The organism is Lacticaseibacillus salsurivasis (assembly GCF_036246225.1).
Classification (GTDB): Bacteria; Bacillota; Bacilli; order Lactobacillales; family Lactobacillaceae; genus Lacticaseibacillus; species Lacticaseibacillus salsurivasis.
Map to the genome: position 1 here is coordinate 1 of NZ_BTTP01000007.1, position 18,982 is coordinate 18,982.

An 18,982-nucleotide genomic window follows, 5' to 3' on the forward strand; every position below is an offset into this window, starting at 1 on the left:
CGATACCATCACGTTCATAGCGTGCAAGCCATGAAGTGAACGGGGTTTTGCCAATTCGATGTTGTCGTGCAAAGGTGGCTCTGGCCAGATTGGACCGCCAGAATTCTTCTAACAACGCAAGTTTCTCCGTTGCCGAGTACTTGGCTCTAGGCATACAAAAATCCCTCCATGATTATCAGATGAATTATGATATTTCATCTGACAACCACAAAGGGATTATCGCAGCTTGCTGCCTCGTTTTTGCGTGAGGAGAAATGATGGCAAATTTGATTCAAATCGGGCATGTGATTGCCCGCATCAGTCGCTTCACCGTGACGGTGCAACTGGGCCAGCAAGTGGTGAACGCCCATCTCAGCAATACTGGGCGCAATAAGGAGCTGCTGCGAGTCGGGACGCCAATCAGCATTCGCCGCGCTGCCAACTCAGAACGGAAAACCCCTTATGATATCTTGGCGGTGCGCCGCGACGGCCGCTGGATCAATATTGATAGCTTGGCGCCTAACCGGGTGGTGCGGCGGGCCTTAATGGCCGGTCAGTTAAAGTTGCCTGGGTGTCCGCTACCTTACGCCGTGCATCCTGAAACCAAATACCGCGATTCCCGCTTGGATTTTGCCGGCCAGGCCCAAAATGGCCAACCTTGGTTTGTCGAAGTCAAAGGGGTCACTTTGGCCAATGGCACCCTGGCCGCTTTTCCTGATGCGCCGACTGCCCGCGGCTTGAAACATGTTCATACGCTGACCCACGCGGCCCAAGCCGGTTACCGTGCGTACTTGGTGTTCGTCGTGCAAATGCCCGAAATTAACCGCATGACGATTTATCAGGAGCGGTTTCCAGAGCTAGCCCCTGCCGTCACCGCAGCCAAAGCGGCCGGGGTCAAAGTGCTAGCTTATCGCTGTGTCACTGGGCCTGGTCAAATCAAACTCGGGGCGCGGATTCATTTTGATGAAAACCTGCCGTTTCACGAAGTGCTCAGCTGATGCCAAGCAAAAGGCCCGCAATGTGCGGGCCTTTCGCTTAGCGATGATCAGGCAGGGTCAGCCCGAGCAGCAGGCCAACTACGCCCACGCCGGCAAAGGTGAGGAAAGTGGTGGTAAACGCCGTGAGCACGCTCCCGGTCGCCAGCTGAACCTGGGTAAGAATTAAGGTCGCAATCGCCACGCCGCTGGAGCCGAGCAACTGGCGCACAGTCGTGACCGCAGCAGTGCCGTCCGAAATCAAAGCATTTGGCAAAGCGTTCGCCCCGGCCGTGGTGGCTGGCATCATGACGAAGGCGTTGCCCGCTTCGGTTAACATCGCTCCGAAGATTGCGACAGGCAGTGGCATATGCCCCACGAGTAGACCCAGTAGCAAAAAGCCAACGATAATGAGACTCATGCCGATCACAATCGTCCGCCGCGGGCCAATTTGATCCAGTAACTGTCCCGCCCGTGGATTAAGCACGCTGAGGAGTAGCGCCGCCGGCACCAAGGCGAGGCCAGAGATCAAAGGCGACACTTTCAGCACTTGTTGGAAGTAAAGGGGCATCACAATGGTCGTGACAATCAAGGCAATGTAAGAAATGCCGGTCATTAACACGGCTTTCGTGAACAACGGCGTGGCAAACACGCGCAGCTGCAATAGCGGCTTGGCGGCGTGCAGCTGCCGATGAATGAACCAAACCGCCGCGGCCACTGCTAGTACCAAAATCACCCAAAGTAGCGCGCTCATGCCGCTGTGCGTTGCCTCGGTAAGGACATAGAGCAAAGCCGGGAAACTAGCGGCTAGGCCGACTGAAAGCCAGTCCAGTGGCGTTAACCGTTGCGGCATGACATCATGAACGGTGAAACTGGCGGCGGCTAGTACCAACAGTGAGACAATCAAAAATAAGGTAAAGAGCGCCCGCCACGGAAACCAGGTCAACAGCACGCCGGAAATGATGGGTCCAACTGCCAGCGCCGAGCCCATCACCAGGCCGGCAATCCCCATTGTACGCCCGCGACTGGCGCGCGGCGTAATCGTCAGGAGGACGGTTTGATAACTGGGAAAAATGATGCCAACGGCGATGGCCTCCAAGAGCCGGCCCACCATGAGCAGGGTAAAACTAGGCGCCCAAATACACAACGCCGTACCCAGTGCGAAGATGACAATGACCGCCTGAAAGAGCCGTTTAAACGGCACATTGTTCAAGAGCCAAGGCGAAACGGGAATCATCAAGCTCATCATCAGCATGAACCCGGTCGTGAGCCAAGCCACGGTGCTAGCGCCTAAGTTAAAGCTGCGCATAAACGCTGGATAAGCGGTACTTAACGAAGATTGGGAAATCGACATGGCAAAAGTGCCTGTGAGTAAGGTCGCAATAAAGGTTGCTTGCGAATGTTGTGTAACAGATTGAACCGATTTAGCCATGAGTGACTTCCTTTCAGTCAGGGAGTTAGGTTCCCCTAACAACGGTTCAATTATAATCATACTAAACTGAGATGCAAGGGCACGAGGAGCGATGGTCGGCGGATTGGTTGGTCAATCTTTGCCATTCAGAATTAATCTCAAAAGGTTACCTGAAGCTAGAATTGAACGGAATGGAACAGGGAGGGCCTTGTTACTTCAGTGACCAAATACTGTAGGGCAGACCAACCGGAGCAGAAATGGGCTCAAGGTGTTATTGTTCTTAGCCAGCGGTCTTGGCTGGCTTAGAACAAGCCGCGACTTCAAGACTCGCGCAGCGAGGCTCGAAGCGCTGGCCACCACGTTCCAGCCCATTTCTGCGGAGGCTGGTCTACCCGGAAGTCACCGTAGCACACCGGTTGCGAGGCCGGTTTCGCAGCCTGGGCCATTCGGTTGTACTCAATTCATTGGCACGGTATAATTGAACTAACGAGTAGGTACGGAAAGGGTGTTGGATTTGGCAAAAAAACAACCATCACGCGCAAAGAAATGGGCTTGGCGAGTGCTCCTCACGCTAGGGCTTCTTTTGGGGTTGGCGATGGTCTTCAATGAACAAATCAAGTTGTTCATTGTCGATTACATGAGCCGCTCCACGCTCAACGGTGTCAACAAAAAGTCAGTGGCCAAAAACAACAATAAGAAGGCCAACTACGATTTTGGCGCCGTGAATGACCTTGATCTAGGTGCCGTGGGCAATGCCGCGATGAACACCAAAGATGCCATTGGGATGATTGCGATTCCCAAGGTGTCACTGTATTTGCCCATTATGAAGGGCCTCTCCAACAATAACTTGTCGGTGGGTGCAGCGACCATGACGGCAGATCAGAAAATGGGCGAAGGCAATTACGCCTTGGCTGGGCATGATACCTCGAGTAAAGGGGTGCTCTTTTCCCCACTGGGTTACGTCAAAAAAGGTGACAGTGTCTATCTGACCGATATGACAAAGGTTTATCGTTATAAGGTGACGGATAAACGCAACATTGACCAGTATGAGGTGCAGTGGGTCGATCCGGTCAAAGGCCAAAAGCTCATTACCCTGATCACCTGTGAAGTGATGACCAAAACCCGGGCAGACCGGATTATGGTGCGCGGCGAACTGGTCAGCGTGCACAAGGCCACCAAGGCCAAGCTTAAAGTGTTTAAAGCAAATTGAGTATTCAGCCGGCGGCGTCCGGCTTTTTTCTTTGGCCAAGGCTTGCGGTATAATAAGCGCGCACCGAGGAGGAGAACATGACTCGATATCAACAATTCTTAGCGAATGAAAAAGTGCGCCGTGGCACGGTGCTGCTGAGCCTGGTGCTGATTTTATGGCTTGCCCGTAGTGTGATGAGCACCGTACTTTTGACTTTCATCTTTGCCTTTCTGGTCACGCGGTTGATCAAGGCGTTACGCAAACATATTCACGTACCAGCAGTCTTGGTCGTCGCGCCGCTTTACATTCTCATTCTCGCGGCGATGGGTTATGCGGTGATCCACTATGTACCGGCCGTGGTGGAGCAAACCGTGACCTTGGTCAATTCGGTGACGGGTTTTTACAACAGTAAGGCCTTCGCTGATAACCAAGCCATGCAATGGTTGCTGAACGCGCTCAATCAGATGAACTTGAATGAACAACTCAAAAACTGGCTCGCTACGCTGTTAGCCTACGCTGGCAGCATCGGCGCGATGGGCGTCACCTTGGTGTTATCACTCATTTTGAGTTTCTTTTTCTCCATGGAAATCGATGAATTGCAGCGGTTTGGCACCAAATTCACCCACTCGACCTTTGGCTGGTATTTCAGTGATGTGATGTATTTTGCTGATAAGTTCATCAATTCCTTCGGGGTGGTGATCGAAGCCCAGTTGTTCATCGCTTTGGTCAACACACTGATCACGACAGTCACGCTGATTTTCTTGAAAATGCCGAATATTCCTAGTTTGGCCATTATGGTGTTCTTGCTGTCGCTGGTGCCCGTCGCCGGGGCGATGATTTCGGTGGTGCCGCTGTCGATCATTGCCTACACCGTCAACGGCCTGCAAGGCGTCTTATCCATTGTCGTGATGATTGTGGTGATTCACCTGCTGGAAACCTATGTGCTTAATCCTAAGTTTATGAGTAGCCGCACCAAACTGCCTGTGTTTTTCACCTTCGTGGTGCTGATGGTGGGTGATCGCTTATTTGGCACGTGGGGGCTGATTGTCGGCATTCCTATTTTCACCTTTATCTTGGACATTCTCGGGGTTAAGAAACTGCCGCAGGAAAAATTGCCACTGCCAAAACGGACACAATCCAAGCCTAAAGCCTAAAGCCTAGAGGCAAATCAGAACAAAAAAATGGACGTTTCTGCTTTAGGCAGAGCGTCCATTTTTACTGACGATGAAAAATTTTATGCAGCAACCCCGCAATCAAGGCAAAACCGCCGCCAATGAGCAGAATATCCATGACGCCATGAATAATCGAAAGCGCGCTGCTTTGATCGACGGCCAATCTCAGGGCCGGGTCGTTGACGTACACGATAAAATACACGATGCTAAGGAGCCAAAAGACGACTACTGCGAGCCAAAATTTACGCATGAGCATTCCTCCTGCTCAAACTATACCAGAAGTCAACGGCTGACGGCGAAGAAAAGCAAACTTGGCCGTTGCTGAGTGAGCCATGCACCGTAGCGTGTTTTTGCGCGAAAGTTTCTGAAAACTATGCTATAATTTACCGTTGTAAAGTCAGCTTGCTGGCAAAAATAAAAAGCGAGGTAATCTCTAGATGGCAAAATTAGTGCTTATCCGTCACGGTCAAAGTGAATGGAACCTGTCTAACCAGTTCACCGGGTGGGTCGATGTTGACCTTTCCGAAAAGGGGACTGAAGAAGCGAAGGAAGCGGGCCGCCGCATCAAGGCTGCTGGGCTTGAATTCGACCAGGCTTACACCTCTGTTTTGACCCGTGCGATCAAGACTTTGCACTACGCATTGGAAGAATCCGACCAACTCTGGATTCCAGAAACCAAGACTTGGCGCCTGAACGAACGTCACTATGGCGCTTTGCAGGGCCAAAACAAGGCTGAAGCAGCCAAAAAGTGGGGCGACGAACAGGTTCACATTTGGCGTCGTTCCTACGACGTGTTGCCACCACTGTTGAGTGCTGACGACGAAGGCTCAGCTGCTCAGGATCGTCGTTACGCTAACCTCGACCCTCGCATTGTTCCTGGTGGTGAAAACTTGAAGGTCACCTTGGAACGGGTTATTCCTTTCTGGGAAGATCACATTGCGCCAGATCTGTTGGCTGGCAAGAACGTTATCGTGGCTGCCCATGGTAACTCCTTGCGCGCTTTGACCAAGTACATCGAAAACATTTCTGATGAAGACATCATCAACTTGGAAATGGCTACTGGCGAACCAGTGGTTTACACCTTCAACGACAAGTTGGAAGTGCAAGACAAGACCAAGCTGAGCAAGTAAGCTCAGGCCCAACTGCGAAGGCAGTTGGGTTTTTGATTCTGCGTAGCCGAATGGCATGAAGCCTCAATTGAGCGACAAAGCAAAGAGGGTCCTCGCATTTGCGAGGACCCTCTTTCTAATCACTAGCCTTCTGTATAAGGCTTATCGTTATCGTCATGTTTGGATTCGAACATCGCATCAGGTTGAATGCGGTCGTCTAAACCATTGTCCGAATTATGGGGCAGTGGTTTGGAAGGTAGCAGGCATAGCAGCATCACCGAAATGTTGAAGCCCCATTCGATGTACCCACCGATTTTTGTTTGCGCTGGGTAAATGATCAGCAGCACCCAGAACACCAGCACCTGAATGAGGTACACCCACCAAGGCAAGCCGGCGTCTCGATAGCGGCGAATGACCAGCGCCAAGGCCGGCAACACTAGGATGAGTAAAATCACGATTAGCAGGAGCCCGCCAAGGATAAAGGCGGGACCGGCGTGACCGAGGGCGGCCAGCATGTCTTTTTGCGTGTAAGAGGCCGCTGTGGCCATCGTCCCAAGCAAGGCCGCGAAGATTGCGAAAAACGCAATGACCCCGGCTAGCACCCCGAATAGTTGAATCCACCAATACTCACTGCGCGATGAGCGCCCACGAAAATGTGCAAAATTGCCGAAAAACGCCTTGAGTGCGGTGAAGCCGGTGGCCCGGTAATAGCGGTTGTCGGCTGCTTCTTGTTCATCTGCCTGTGATTTTAATGCCATGTTGCCCAACTCCTTGCCCTATTATTGCCTTTATTAAACCATATCAGCTAAATAAATGCGAAAAACATTCCTGATTTTCGCAGGGAAAACCTATGCTATACTAGGAAGCGAGACGATCAATTCATCTGATCGATAAGGAGTTTCTATGATTAATTTATTTTTAGTGCGGCGGGCATTACCGCCCCCGTGGCAGCGCATTTGATGGCGTCGCATTCGCAAATAAAGGAGATTAATTCATGGTACAAGCAGTTGATTTACGTGCAGGGATGACTTTTGTTAAGGACGGCAAGCTGATCAAAGTGATCGAAAGCAATCACCATAAGCCAGGCAAGGGCAACACCTTGATGCAACTGAAGCTTTACGATATTCGCAGCGGGTCCACGGTTCAAACGACCTACCGGCCAAGTGAAAAAATTGAGCTGGCGGTGATGGAAGATAAGCCAGCCCAATACCTCTACACCCAAGATGACATGGCTTACTTCATGGACATGGCCACTTATGAGCAATATGAATTACCAGTAGCTAGCATCGAAAGCGAAATGAAATATTTGCTGGAGAACATGGAAGTCAGCATCGAATTTTACGGCAGTGAAGTGATTGGTGTGACCCTGCCGACCACGGTTGAGCTGACCGTGACTGAAACCCAGCCTTCAATCAAAGGCGGCTCGGTGACTAATGGCGGCAAGCCAGCCACCATGGAAACTGGCGTCGTCGTCAACGTGCCTGACTTCATTCAGGCCGGCGAAAAATTGGTGATCAACACCCAAATGGGCACTTACGTCAAGCGGGCGTAATACACGGACGTCAGGCGAGTCATCGCTTGGCGTTTTTTATTTCCACCAAGCACAGAAAAAGTGGGTTTGCTGGTTTATGAGATTTTTTCAAAAAATTCTAATAGAACTATTATGACCTAGCCGTGAAGACCCCGTATACTAAAGGCAGAATGCGAAAGTGAGGAGTTCGGGGATGAGACAGCAACGTTATCAGCATCGGCAGGCGCGAGGATGGCTCTGGGGCGCTTTGCTGGCCCTGCTGGTCATCGCCGCCATTATTGGCTGGCGGTATCACACCAAAGAAGCGCCGGTCAAGCAGGCACAGGCAGAAACTAAGGCACACCTCACGCAGGTGCTGGCCCATGCCCATGGCACCCAAACCAAGGAGAAAATTGCCGGCGGCCAGGCCATTTTTGTGTTGCCTAAAGGCCATCAGGTGCCAGCATCACTGCGCGCAACCGTCAAAAGCAAGCTGGAAGCGATGCCGAAGCACGCCAGCGATAAGGCAGTGGTGGCGACGGTGGCGTTGACCGCCGCGCCTTTAGGCCTCACCACGATGGACACTAGCCTGGAACAGTTGTACACCCAAGGCACCAAAATGCACCGCAAGGTCACTCAAGAGGCACCGCACACCCTCGATGCTGCCGGCAAGCGGGCAACAGTGGCGGCTTTGGTGACCACAGATGAAGCACGCCGGGCCATCAACTACGCCGCCAAGCAGGCTTTGGTCAGCGGCAAGAAGCTGTCAGCGCCGGCACTAGCCGCTGTGTTGAGCCGGCCGCTGTTAAGCAAGCTGACCGCCACGAATTTCGTGATCAGTGATCATGATCTGACAATTCAAGATGCCGCTGGCAAGACCGAAGTGACCTTACCGTTGGCCGCAGTCAAGCCATATCTCAAAGACAGTCAGAACCAGCCTGCCACTGGCAAGGTGATTGCGTTGACCTTTGATGATGGGCCAGATCCGCGCACCACGCCGCAAGTCTTGCAGATTTTGCGCCAGCACCAAGCGAAAGCGACCTTTTTCATGGTTGGCACTGGCATCGCCCATGATCCGCAGCTGGCCCGGCAAGTCGCTGACGAGGGCAACGAGGTCGGCACCCATACTTATAACCATCCTTATTTGCCAGGACTGTCGCCGGCAGCAGCGCTGGATGAAACTTATGGCAAAAACATTGCGACCTACTATGCCGCCTTTGACCGCCTGCCGCCGTTTTTGCGGCCGCCATACGGGGCAATTTCCAAGGCCAATGCGGCGCAAATCGAGCTGCCAGCCATTCAGTGGAACATTGACTCGCAAGACTGGAAGTCGCGCAATCGGGAGATGATTATTGCCCGCATCAAAGCGGCGGCCCGCTCTGGTAGCATCATTTTGATGCATGACATTCAGCCGGCCACGGTGGCGGCGTTGCCAACGGTGATTAGCGACCTGAAGCAGCAAGGTTATCAGTTCAAAACGGTCAGCGAGCTGCTTGGACAGCAGCTTTTGCCGAGCCATCAGTATTTCAGTTTAGGCGATCAACGCCTAATCTGAGCGTAGCAAAATGCGGCCTGTCGGAGGTTTCCGGCAGGCCGCGTTTGTGTCTTGATTCAGTTTAGAAGTAATCCCAGAGCATGGGCACTAAGTCGGGTTGGACGAGCTGGTTGAGTGCGGCAGCTTGTTCGGTGTTTAAGTTCAGTTGCATCAAGTCTTCTGCTCGCCGGTAACCCAGTAAGATCTGCGTCAACTCACGGATATCGATGGTGAGTTCTGCAGCGTCATCAGTGGGCTGGCAGGCGATAGTGCCATTTTGCCAAGTGAGTTGCCAGGTGTGGTTATTAACCGGCAGGAAGTCATCCGTGACCGTCAAAGTTAGCTTGAAGTCCCAATCGGCTGGTACATGGTAGTACTTGAAGAACATTGGCAAATCGACAATGCGCGCCATCATGTAAGCTTCGTTGGTGGCCGTCATGGACTTCTTCACATGCGGATCCGAGAAGGCATCAATGCGCGGCCGTGGGTCACCAGAGATGTAATCGAAAGCAGCATAGGTTCCTTTATGGCGCGCGATGAAATTAAGCAACTGCCAGTACGCGGTTTTGCTGGTCCAGAAGAATTCTTGGATGCTGAGTTGCTGGTTGCCATCGCGACTGTAGATGACATAGCCCTCCAGCTGGCCTGACACCAGACAGGTCGCCACTTCCCAAGTGGCGTGTTTCAAGGTCAGATAGTCTTGCCACCAGGCGCTGCGAATTGTGCCGCCGCCTTGGTTAAAGGGATGGGCCTCGTGGAATGCGGCGATGCTAGGGCCAGCCTGGGCAAAAGATTCTCGTTTGATGCTGACGTCGGGGGTTTTAGCGAAAGCAGGGATGGGCAGCTTGCCCACATCACGAGTTTGAACGTGGTAGTGGACGCGGTCAAAAACCTGCTCGAATCCAAACCGGCGATAAAAAGGAAAGGAGAACGGGGCGAGGTAAGCCAGCGGGACCTGATCAGTTTGACAATCTTCGAAGAACCGGTGCATCAGTTTCGTGATATTACCATGACCTGAATCTTCAGGATAACTGGAAACATAACTGATGCCGCGCATCGGGATACGGTCTTGATGGAATTGGGTCTCAAAGGGAATGGCGAGAAAACCTGAACTCAATTCGCCATCCTCAATGGCCCCGTAAGCGAGGCTGTGACGGTAAAGCTGGCCGAAAAAGGCCTGCCGCTGCGGTGTATCTTGGCGGTTAAACGCATATAGCGTCAGATGGTAAAAACGAGCTTCGTCTTTGATCGGGTCCAGTTTAACGTCAACACCCAAAAAATCAGGTCCTTTCTATTTGCCGGCTACGCTTCAGTGTCAGCCTTGGCTTCAATGGTGAGTTGTTCGCGTTCGAAAATCTTGAAGAATGGATAGTAAATCGCGATGGCAATCAAGATGTTGACCACGTTCAAGATGGTGGCCTCGAGCCGCAAAGTCCACCGCAAGTGTAGCAGTTTTTCTGACAGCTTCAAGGCCCGGAGTTTTTGGTGACCATCAGGTTTTCACCTCTAGTGAGTGATTAGCGGGAGACCAAAGTTTCTGCTTGCAAACGGTTGCGAAACAAAAGTGACGGATGTATCATAACATTATGATGTTTAACGCCGGCGTTGAACATTGATCCCGAGGAAAAAAGGGGGGATTAGTTGCCTCGCAGTTATCAGCAGTGGTGAGTGAACTGAGCCACCAGGCAGACTGTGCGTGAGGTATTCAAACGAGATACCAATTATGCTAAATTAAGTATCGAAATCTTTATGTAGGAGGGTACGTATGCGAAGCGGCATTTTATATCAGGATGTGGCAGCTGCCATGAAAAAGGATATCCTTTCTGATCGCTATCCGGTTGGCTCACTCGTGCCCACTGAGAATGAACTCGTTGAACAATATCAGGTGAGTAAAATAACCGTGCGCAAGGCTGAAGAACTACTCGTTGAAGAGGGGTACTTGGAAAAGCGTAGCGGGATTGGGACTCGCGTTATTAGCAATAATTTATTTAACAAGTTGTCCAAAGCGGATTCTTTCACCTCGATTTTAGGTAAAGAGGGAAAGGACGTCACCAAGCGGATTATCGATATCACCACTATGGATGCGACGGATTTGCCATTTGAACATGAGGAGATTCGCCACCGGGTGACTCGCGTTCGGCGGGTGTATTCGTTAGATGGACAGCCTTATATCTTATTTACACATTATCTTTTGTTTACTGATCAGGCTGAGGCCTTCAAGGCCCTAGACACCAAGTCCCTTTATCGGTTGCTTCGCGACTTGGGGGCTGAGGTGGATACGTTTAAAGATTCTTTTGAGGCAGTGGCGTTAACGCCGCTGCAGCAGTCGTTGCTTGACAGTGACCAGCAACTAGCGATTCAGCGCGTCAGAAAGTCGTTTGACCGTCAGAATCATTTGGTTGAATACTCTAAGGCGGTATACCTCACCGCCCTTGAACCGTATCAAATTAATTTTGAGGTTTAATTTTATTTCATCAGAAAGATTATAACGTTATGCTTAAGGAGAGATTGAGATGGACAGTTTTGTAAATATGCTTAATGCAAAAGTGCTGCCCTTTGCGAACAAAATTGGCTCTCAGCGTCATATGACAGCCATTCGTAAAGGGATTATCGCGACCTTGCCCCTAACCATTGTGGGCTCTTTCTTCACGATTTTGGAAAACATGCCAATCCCGGTGATTGCTAATTTTCTTGCACCGTACCAGTCAATTTTAGATATTCCATTCCGGTTTACGGTCGGAATTTTGTCACTGTATGCAACGTTTGGGATTGCGTCCGCGCTGGCGTCAAGCTACAAGCTCGATGCTTTGACGAACGGGATTTTAGCCACGATGGCTTTCCTGGTGGCAACCGTACAACCGGTCCGGGTGCTTGAACCGGTCAAAGGCGTGATTGATGCCGGCAGGTACATGAGTATTGCCAGCCTGAGTGCGTCCTCCCTGTTTGCTTCCATCGTCACAGCACTATTGAGTGTTGAAATTTTCCGCTTTTTAAAAAATCGGAACATCACGATCAAAATGCCTGAAGGGGTGCCACCGGAAGTTTCCAATTCCTTCATTGGGTTGATTCCTGCCGCTGTGATTCTGATTCTTTTCTGGGTGCTGCGTCACGTGATTGGGTTTAACATCGCAACCTTCCTGAGCACAATTCTGATGCCACTTAAAGGCGTTCTCGCCGGAAATTCTCTACTTGGTGGGCTTTTGACCATTTTCCTCATTACCGGTTTCTGGACCATGGGGATTCACGGGGCTGCCATCATGGACCCAGTCATTCGTCCTTTCTGGGAAATGTCTATTGCCCAGAACATGACAGAATTCCAGGCTGGCGCCAATGTACACCACCTCTCAACAATTTTCACTGAACAGTTCCTGCAGTGGTTTGTTTGGATTGGCGGTGCTGGTGGCACTTTGGCTCTGGTTTGCTTGTTCATGTTCTCCAAGTCGAAGTATCTCAAGGAACTTGGACGACTAGCCTTCCTACCTGGGTTGTTCAACATTAACGAACCAATTGTTTTCGGGGCACCAATCGTCATGAACCCATTGCTAGGGATTCCATTCATCGTTGCCCCACTGGTGACAGGGACGCTCTCATATTTTGCCACGATTAGTGGTATCGTACCGATGATGATGGCCCGACTACCGTTTACTATCCCTGGACCAATTGCGGCACTGATGAGTACCAACTGGGCATGGACAGCGGCAGTGCTCTCGATTCTTAACTTTATTATCGATTTACTGATCTACTATCCATTCTTCAAGGTTTTCGAAAAACAGCAACTTCAAAAGGAAGCTGATGACTTGGCAGCCCAACAGACGGTTTCTGAACCCGAAAAGGCATAGCGTCAAGCAATCAACTAACCGGGCTTTTCCCACGAGGAGGCAAATGATGTATAGCTATATGATTTTTCTCGGCGGATTCTTCATTTTGTGCCAGATTTTAGTTGCAAAAAAGAAGTATCCAGCTTGGCTACAAGAAGGGCGGGCAACGCGGACAACGCTTGCTGGAATCGCCGCGATTCTCCTAAGCATTGTGGTAGGGGTTTTAATCCACATGCCAATGATTCTGCCGGCATTGACCTCCATGTACATGGGGTCAATCATTGCGGATAAGTACCGCGAGATTTTCGACAGAATGGAACGGGGGCAACGCGTATGATGCCACGGCGATTAGGACTTTCAGTTTACCCCGATCACAGTCAGGCAGAGCAAGATGAAAAATATTTGCGTCGGGCCGCCAAACTGGGCTTTTCTCGGTTATTCGTTAGTATGTTGGAAATCAAACAGGATAAGGACAAGGTGGTTGCTCGCTATCGGTCAACCATCCAGCTCGCAAAGGAGCTAGGGTATGAAGTCATTTTGGATGTGGCGCCGAATATTTTTTCTGCGTTAAACGTGTCCTATGATGACCTGTCCTTCTTTGCCGATCTGGGTGCTGATGGCTTGCGTCTCGATCAGGGCTTCGATGGTCAAAAAGAAGCCTTGATGACCTATAACCCCCAGCATCTGATCATTGAGCTCAACATGAGCAATGACGTCGCCTACCTAGACAATATCTTGAGTTACCAGGCGAATAAGCCTTTCCTGTATGGCTGCCACAACTTTTACCCGCAAGAAGGTACCGGCTTGCCGGAGGATTTCTTCATGGCCTGCACCAACCGGTTTAAGCGCAACAATCTGCGCACCGCCGCCTTTATCAGCTCGCAAGTGGCCACCATTGGACCATGGTCAGTGAACGACGGCCTGCCGACCTTGGAGGCCCATCGCCATCTGCCGATTACGGTGCAGGCGAAGCACCTGTTTGCCACCGGGGTGATTGATGATGTGATTATCGGCAACGCTTATGCCAGCGATGAAGAACTCGCGGCATTAGGCGCGTTGGATCGCTACCAGCTCACCTTTAACCTGGAACTGCTGCCAACGAGCAATCCCGTTGAACGCACAATTGCTTTTGATTGTCAGCACGTTCGCCGGGGTGATATTACTGAGAGGGTGGTGCGCTCGACCGAAGTGCGCAAGCAGTTTGCCGCTGAGGCCAATGACCCGCATGACAATACGCAGCGGTTTGAGCGTGGTGATGTGGTGGTTGGTAACGATGATTTTGGTAAATATAAAAATGAATTACAAGTGGTGCTTGAACCACACACGGATTCCCGCAAAAATCTGATTGGCCATATCAGTCAAGCTGAGCTGCCTTTGTTAGATTTCGTGGGGCCGTGGACAAAATTCAAGTTTGAGGAGCGTAAGTAGCATGACAGACATCTACATCAAAAATGGTCGCACTGCGGCTGGGGAACCCATCGAAGTCGGGATTACCGCAGGGAAGATTTCCGCGGTTGGCCCGCAGTTAAACCTAGAGGCCGCTAAGACGATTGACTTGCATGGCGAGAGCTATGTATCAGCGGGCTGGATCGATGATCACACCCACTGCTATCAGAAGTTGACGCTGTATTATGATGATCCCGATTTGGATGGCGTGCCGACTGGGGTGACGACCGTGATCGACGCGGGTTCAACTGGCGCCGACAACATTGGCGACTTTTATGACATCACCCGCAACAAGAAAACCAACGTCTACGCGATGATCAACGTGTCCAAAACAGGGATCTTGGCTCAGGATGAACTGGGCGATATGAGCCGCATTCAAGACGACTTGGTGCTGGAGGCTTTGAAGAAGTACCCAGACTTCATCGTCGGGCTGAAGGTCCGGGAAAGCCACTCGGTGGTCATTGATAATGATGTTAAACCATTGATTGCTGGCAAACGCATTCAGCACGAAATGGGCGACATGCCGCTGATGGTGCATGTGGGCGCCAATCCGCCTGAACTCAAAGATGTGCTGGCCTTGCTGCAAAAAGGCGATATTTTGACCCATGCCTACAACGGCAAACCCAACGGCATCATCGACCAAGATGGCAAGATTGAAGACTTCGTGTGGGATGCCTACCACCGCGGCGTGATTTTTGATGTGGGTCATGGGACGGATAGTTTTAACTTCCACACCATGGAACTGGCGCATGCGGCGGGGCTGGATCCGTATTCCCTGAGCAGTGATATTTACCACACCAACCGCGAAAATGGTCCCGTCATTGATTTAGCCACCTGCATCGAGAAAATGCTGCTGCTTGGCTATGATCTGCCGAGCCTGATTGACATGGTGACCAAAGCGCCGGCTAAGAACTTCCACCTGGAACAAAAAGGTGCATTAGCGGTGGGTAAAGATGCCGACGTCACCATTTTCCAAGTCCGCAAAGGGCACAAGACTTTGACGGATTCGAATCACAACACCCGCGACACGGATACGTTGGTGGTACCAACCACCACGATTGTCGCCGGCCAGGTTTACGAATTGGAGGACTAATCATGAGTGAAGATGTTTATGCCCAATATGGGCTGAAACAAGTGATCAACGCCAGTGGGAAAATGACCATCCTTGGCGTCTCGAAAGTGTCTCAGCAGGTGCTGGATGCCCAGCAATTCGGCGGCACGCACTTCTTTGAAATGAAGGACCTCACTGAGAAAACTGGCGCTCACATTGCGAAGCTGCTGGGCGCAGAAGGGGCGATTATCGTTAATTCCGCCTCGGCGGGGTTAGCCTTGGCCGTGGCTGCTTTGATTGGTCGCGGCAGTCAGTATCACGCTTATCATTACAACGACCCACGCTTTACCAAGCGGGAAGTGATCATGCCTAAGGGCCACAATGTCGACTATGGTGCCCCAGAAGAAGTCATGATCGGCCTTGGCGGCGGACAATTAGTCGAAGCCGGCTATGCCAACATGTGCACGCCGGAACACATTGAAATGATGATCACTGACCAAACCGTGGCGGTGCTGTATGTGAAGTCCCATCACACCGTGCAAAAGAGCATGCTGACCGTGGAAGAAGCCCTTAAGGTGGCCCATGCCCACAATTTGCCCCTGATTTTAGATGCGGCGGCGGAAGAAGACTTGATCAAATACGTCAAAATGGGCGTTGATTTGGTGGTCTTCAGTGGCGCCAAGGCGCTGGAAGGCCCAGCTTCTGGCCTGGTCTTTGGTAAGAAGCAATACATCGACTGGATCGAGCTGCAAAGTAGCGGTATCGGCCGGGCAATGAAGATCGGCAAGGACAACATTTTAGGGTTAACCGCCGCCATCGAACAGTATCTGACGAATGGCCCCGAAGCCGGCGCTCACATGAAAGCGCGGCTGGCGCCATTTTTGACGGCGTTGAATGAAGTGCCAGGGCTGGCGGCGAAACAGCAACAAGACGGGGCCGGCCGCGAAATCTACCGCGCCAGCGTCACCGTCAAGCCTGACGCCCCACTGACCGCCAAGCAGGTCACAGCAGCGCTGAAGGCCGGCAATCCGGCGATTTACACCCGGGAATATCGGGCCAATGAAGGCATCATCGAATTCGATATTCGCGCAGTTGATTACGATGAAATGGACCAAATTGTGGCCCGGTTGAAGACCATCATGGAGGCAAAATAATGACTGACTTGAAACCTAACTACTACCAGGGCCGCGTAGCGTTAAACGTCCTGGCTAACTCGGTTGACAATGCCAAAGCGTGCTATGACGCCGCTGAAGGGCATGTAGTGCTGGGAGTACTGACAAAGAACTACCCGACGGATGAAGCCGCCATTGCCGACATGAAGTTGTATCAAGCGGCGATTAACAATGCCGTTTCGGTCGGGCTTGGCGCCGGCGATCCCAATCAAAGTCAAATGGTGAGCCGTGTTAGTGCCGCGATTGCGCCGCAGCATGTCAACCAAGTTTTCACTGGGGTAGGGACGAGCCGCGCCTTGTTGGGCCAGCACGACACCGTCATCAATGGCTTGGTTTCACCGACTGGCCATGTCGGCACGGTGAACATCGCCACTGGGCCGTTAAGCAGTCAGGCGCCAGCGGCAGAAGTGCCGATTGAAACCGCCATTGCCTTGCTGAAAGACATGGGCGGCACTTCAATCAAGTACTTCCCAATGAAGGGCTTGGCCCACGAAGCGGAATTTCGCGCCGTGGCGAAAGCTTGCGCCGAGCACGACTTCGACTTGGAGCCAACCGGCGGCATCGACTTGGCCAACTTTGAGGAGATTCTGCAGATTGCTTTGGATGCCGGCGTGAAACGCGTGATTCCGCATGTTTACTCCTCGATCATCGACAAGGCCACCGGCGACACCAAGCCGGAAGACGTGGCGGCGCTGTTGGCCATTGTCAAGCGGCTCGTCGACTAGGAGGCCTGATCATGACCATCGCAGCGTTTGGTGAAGTGATGCTGCGGCTGACGGTGCCTGACCACTTGCTTTTGGAACAAACCGATCAGCTGCAAATGAGTTTTACCGGCACCGGCGTCAATATTCTCGCCAGTTTGGCGCATTTTGGGCAGGACACGCGACTGATTTCGGCAGTGCCAGCGAACCGGTTAGGCGACACCGCGCAAGGCGCGCTGCGCCGCATCGGGGTGGGTGACCGCTTCGTCCAGCAGCGTGGCGATCATCTCGGCAGTTTCTTTGTTGAGCTCGGCTATGGTAACCGGCCGGAAAGCGTCACTTATCAAAACCGGTTGGCGAGTGCATTTGGCACCAGCACCGTGGCGGATTATCCTGTGACGGCGGCGCTGAAGGACGTGGATGTGCTGCATATTTGCGGCATCTCCTTGAGCCTGACGGAAGGCACTCGTGAAGCGGCGTTTGCTTTTGCTGAAGCTGCGGCCAAGCAAAAGACGACCGTATGCTTTGACTTCAATTACCGGGTGGCGCTGAACCAGCACAATACGCACGAACAAATGCGCCAGTATTATCAGCGGATGCTGAAGTCCAGCCAGGTGGTGTTTGGCAGTCGGCGCGATTTAACCGACCTCATGGGCTATCCGCGGGATACGACGGATGAGCCGTTATTCAAGCAGTTCTTGGCTGACTATGATTTGCGCATGTTCGCAGGCACCAAGCGGCTGCAAAAAGACGGCCGCGACTTCATCCAAGGCTTTGTCTGCGATGAAGCGGGTTTGCACTGGTCCGAGCCGCAGGAGCTGATGATTCTGGATCGTATCGGCGGCGGGGATGCTTATGCCGCCGGGATTATCTATGGCATGACACAGCAGTGGTCGGTGGATCGCAGTTTGACCTTTGCCGTGGCTAACACCGCCTTGGCGCATGCTCAAATTGGCGACAGTCCTTTAGCCACCTTGACGCAAGTGAATGCCTTTATTGCCAGCGGCGGCGTCACTGGGGGCTTGATTCGATAGCAGCTTTGTTCAAAGGCGATCACGTCAAGTGGCGTGATCGCCTTTTTTGCGTGTCATGCGCCGCAGTAGGTTTGGTATAATCGTCACGGAGGCAAGACAATGACTGAATTTTATCTGGTGCGGCACGGCGAAACTGAAATCAACCAGCGTGGCGAAATTAACGGCGGGCTAGTGGATTCACCGCTGACCGCGAAAGGCCGTGCTGGGGCGGAAAGGGTCGGACAGGCGCTCGCTCAGCATCGTTTTGTCCAAGTGTTAAGCTCGCCACTACCGCGGGCGCTGACCACGGCGCAAATGATCGTGGCAGCTAATGCTGACCCGCATACGCCGCTACAGGCGGCAAATGGCTTGTGGGAAATGCGCCTCGGGGCCTGGGATGGTAAACGCCCAGACCAAATTGAGGATGGTTTAGGCCGGGAGATCTACTTTCATCGCCCGCTGGAGTTTGACGCCGATTATGCCTCAGTGATTGGCGCCGAGCGCTATGCCGAAGTGGAACGGCGGGTCGTGCCCGTCATCACCACAGCGGCGGCCGCGCACCCCAGCGGCAAAATTCTGGTGGTGGCACATGGCCTGGTCTTTCAGGTGCTGGTCAATGCGCTGCTGGGCCGCCCGCTGGCTTTGCTGCGGTCGTTACCGATTTTACAAAACACGACAGTGACCAAGCTCAACACTAGCGACGGCAAGCATTTTGAGCTGATTTATCGCGACCGCGCACCGCAGGCAGAAAAATAATTTTACGATAAGCCTTGACACCATTTTCTAATTATCGTAAGGTCTACACATGCCAGTTGAACTGGCGCGAAGGAGTGTTGATCATGACAGAACTTAATCCAACACAACTTAATCGCTCGTATTATTACGGCTATTACGGATAGCGGC

20 protein-coding genes are annotated in these 18,982 nt (G+C 52.1%); 15 read left to right on the forward strand and 5 right to left on the reverse strand.

Annotated elements, in window-relative coordinates; all coding sequences use genetic code 11:
• Positions 1–254 precede the first annotated feature (254 nt).
• Positions 255–977, forward strand: a complete 723-nt coding sequence (gene sfsA / locus AAA927_RS06615) for a DNA/RNA nuclease SfsA (RefSeq protein WP_435891513.1) — start codon at positions 255–257, stop codon at positions 975–977.
• A 37-nt stretch (positions 978–1,014) separates the two neighbouring features.
• Here the strand turns inward: sfsA and AAA927_RS06620 are convergent, their stop codons facing one another.
• Complete coding sequence (locus AAA927_RS06620; RefSeq protein WP_338216857.1) at positions 1,015–2,385, reverse strand: MFS transporter; 1,371 nt, start codon at positions 2,383–2,385, stop codon at positions 1,015–1,017.
• A gap of 493 nt (positions 2,386–2,878) precedes the next feature.
• Here AAA927_RS06620 and AAA927_RS06625 point away from each other — a divergent pair, with 493 nt between their 5' ends.
• Entirely contained in the window at positions 2,879–3,574 is a 696-nt protein-coding gene (locus AAA927_RS06625) for a class A sortase (RefSeq protein WP_338216859.1), read from the forward strand.
• Between the two features lie 77 nt (positions 3,575–3,651).
• Positions 3,652–4,707: an AI-2E family transporter gene (locus AAA927_RS06630; protein ID WP_338216862.1), complete on the forward strand. Its 1,056-nt coding sequence runs from the start codon at positions 3,652–3,654 to the stop codon at positions 4,705–4,707.
• A gap of 61 nt (positions 4,708–4,768) precedes the next feature.
• Here AAA927_RS06630 and AAA927_RS06635 read toward each other — a convergent pair whose 3' ends face one another.
• Positions 4,769–4,975, reverse strand: a complete 207-nt coding sequence (locus AAA927_RS06635; RefSeq protein WP_125580118.1) for a hypothetical protein — start codon at positions 4,973–4,975, stop codon at positions 4,769–4,771.
• A 187-nt stretch (positions 4,976–5,162) separates the two neighbouring features.
• Between AAA927_RS06635 and AAA927_RS06640 the strand changes: the two genes are divergently transcribed.
• Entirely contained in the window at positions 5,163–5,855 is a 693-nt protein-coding gene (locus AAA927_RS06640) for a 2,3-diphosphoglycerate-dependent phosphoglycerate mutase (protein WP_125580116.1), read from the forward strand.
• Between the two features lie 122 nt (positions 5,856–5,977).
• Here AAA927_RS06640 and AAA927_RS06645 read toward each other — a convergent pair whose 3' ends face one another.
• Positions 5,978–6,592 (reverse strand): DUF805 domain-containing protein, encoded by a 615-nt coding sequence (locus AAA927_RS06645; protein WP_338216866.1) that lies wholly within the window; start codon positions 6,590–6,592, stop codon positions 5,978–5,980.
• A gap of 236 nt (positions 6,593–6,828) precedes the next feature.
• On the opposite strand from AAA927_RS06645, the gene efp reads away from it, so the two are divergent.
• Both efp and AAA927_RS06655 read left to right on the forward strand, forming a co-directional pair.
• Positions 6,829–7,386 carry an elongation factor P gene (gene efp / locus AAA927_RS06650; RefSeq protein WP_125580112.1) on the forward strand — a complete coding sequence of 186 codons (558 nt, stop codon included), beginning with the start codon at positions 6,829–6,831 and terminating at the stop codon, positions 7,384–7,386.
• A 172-nt stretch (positions 7,387–7,558) separates the two neighbouring features.
• Positions 7,559–8,899, forward strand: coding sequence for a polysaccharide deacetylase family protein (locus AAA927_RS06655; RefSeq protein WP_338216868.1), 1,341 nt, complete (start codon positions 7,559–7,561; stop codon positions 8,897–8,899).
• A gap of 61 nt (positions 8,900–8,960) precedes the next feature.
• On the opposite strand, the gene AAA927_RS06660 is transcribed toward AAA927_RS06655, so the two are convergent.
• Positions 8,961–10,154, reverse strand: coding sequence for a GNAT family N-acetyltransferase (locus tag AAA927_RS06660; protein WP_338216869.1), 1,194 nt, complete (start codon positions 10,152–10,154; stop codon positions 8,961–8,963).
• 26 nt (positions 10,155–10,180) lie between these two features.
• On the reverse strand, positions 10,181–10,348 hold the full coding sequence (locus tag AAA927_RS06665) for a hypothetical protein (RefSeq protein WP_338216871.1): 168 nt from the start codon (positions 10,346–10,348) through the stop codon (positions 10,181–10,183).
• 295 nt (positions 10,349–10,643) lie between these two features.
• Here AAA927_RS06665 and AAA927_RS06670 point away from each other — a divergent pair, with 295 nt between their 5' ends.
• The 9 genes from AAA927_RS06670 to AAA927_RS06710 all read left to right on the forward strand — a co-directional run bounded on the left by AAA927_RS06670 (position 10,644) and on the right by AAA927_RS06710 (position 18,835).
• Positions 10,644–11,342: a GntR family transcriptional regulator gene (locus AAA927_RS06670; RefSeq protein WP_338216873.1), complete on the forward strand. Its 699-nt coding sequence runs from the start codon at positions 10,644–10,646 to the stop codon at positions 11,340–11,342.
• Between the two features lie 49 nt (positions 11,343–11,391).
• Entirely contained in the window at positions 11,392–12,717 is a 1,326-nt protein-coding gene (locus AAA927_RS06675) for a PTS sugar transporter subunit IIC (protein WP_338216875.1), read from the forward strand.
• Between the two features lie 46 nt (positions 12,718–12,763).
• Positions 12,764–13,033, forward strand: coding sequence for a hypothetical protein (locus AAA927_RS06680; RefSeq protein ID WP_338216877.1), 270 nt, complete (start codon positions 12,764–12,766; stop codon positions 13,031–13,033).
• Positions 13,033–14,124 (forward strand): DUF871 domain-containing protein, encoded by a 1,092-nt coding sequence (locus AAA927_RS06685; RefSeq protein ID WP_338216996.1) that lies wholly within the window; start codon positions 13,033–13,035, stop codon positions 14,122–14,124. Before AAA927_RS06680 ends, AAA927_RS06685 begins: the two co-directional genes overlap by 1 nt.
• A gap of 1 nt (position 14,125) precedes the next feature.
• Positions 14,126–15,235, forward strand: coding sequence for an amidohydrolase/deacetylase family metallohydrolase (locus AAA927_RS06690; protein WP_125580096.1), 1,110 nt, complete (start codon positions 14,126–14,128; stop codon positions 15,233–15,235).
• Between the two features lie 2 nt (positions 15,236–15,237).
• Positions 15,238–16,347, forward strand: coding sequence for a DgaE family pyridoxal phosphate-dependent ammonia lyase (locus AAA927_RS06695; RefSeq protein ID WP_338216880.1), 1,110 nt, complete (start codon positions 15,238–15,240; stop codon positions 16,345–16,347).
• A complete protein-coding gene (gene dagF, locus AAA927_RS06700; protein WP_125580092.1) occupies positions 16,347–17,090 on the forward strand; it encodes a 2-dehydro-3-deoxy-phosphogluconate aldolase in 744 nt (247 codons plus the stop codon). Before AAA927_RS06695 ends, dagF begins: the two co-directional genes overlap by 1 nt.
• Before the next feature lie 11 nt (positions 17,091–17,101).
• Complete coding sequence (locus tag AAA927_RS06705; protein ID WP_338216883.1) at positions 17,102–18,100, forward strand: sugar kinase; 999 nt, start codon at positions 17,102–17,104, stop codon at positions 18,098–18,100.
• Positions 18,101–18,199: 99 nt separating this feature from the next.
• Positions 18,200–18,835, forward strand: a complete 636-nt coding sequence (locus tag AAA927_RS06710; protein WP_338216884.1) for a histidine phosphatase family protein — start codon at positions 18,200–18,202, stop codon at positions 18,833–18,835.
• Positions 18,836–18,982: the final 147 nt, after the last annotated feature.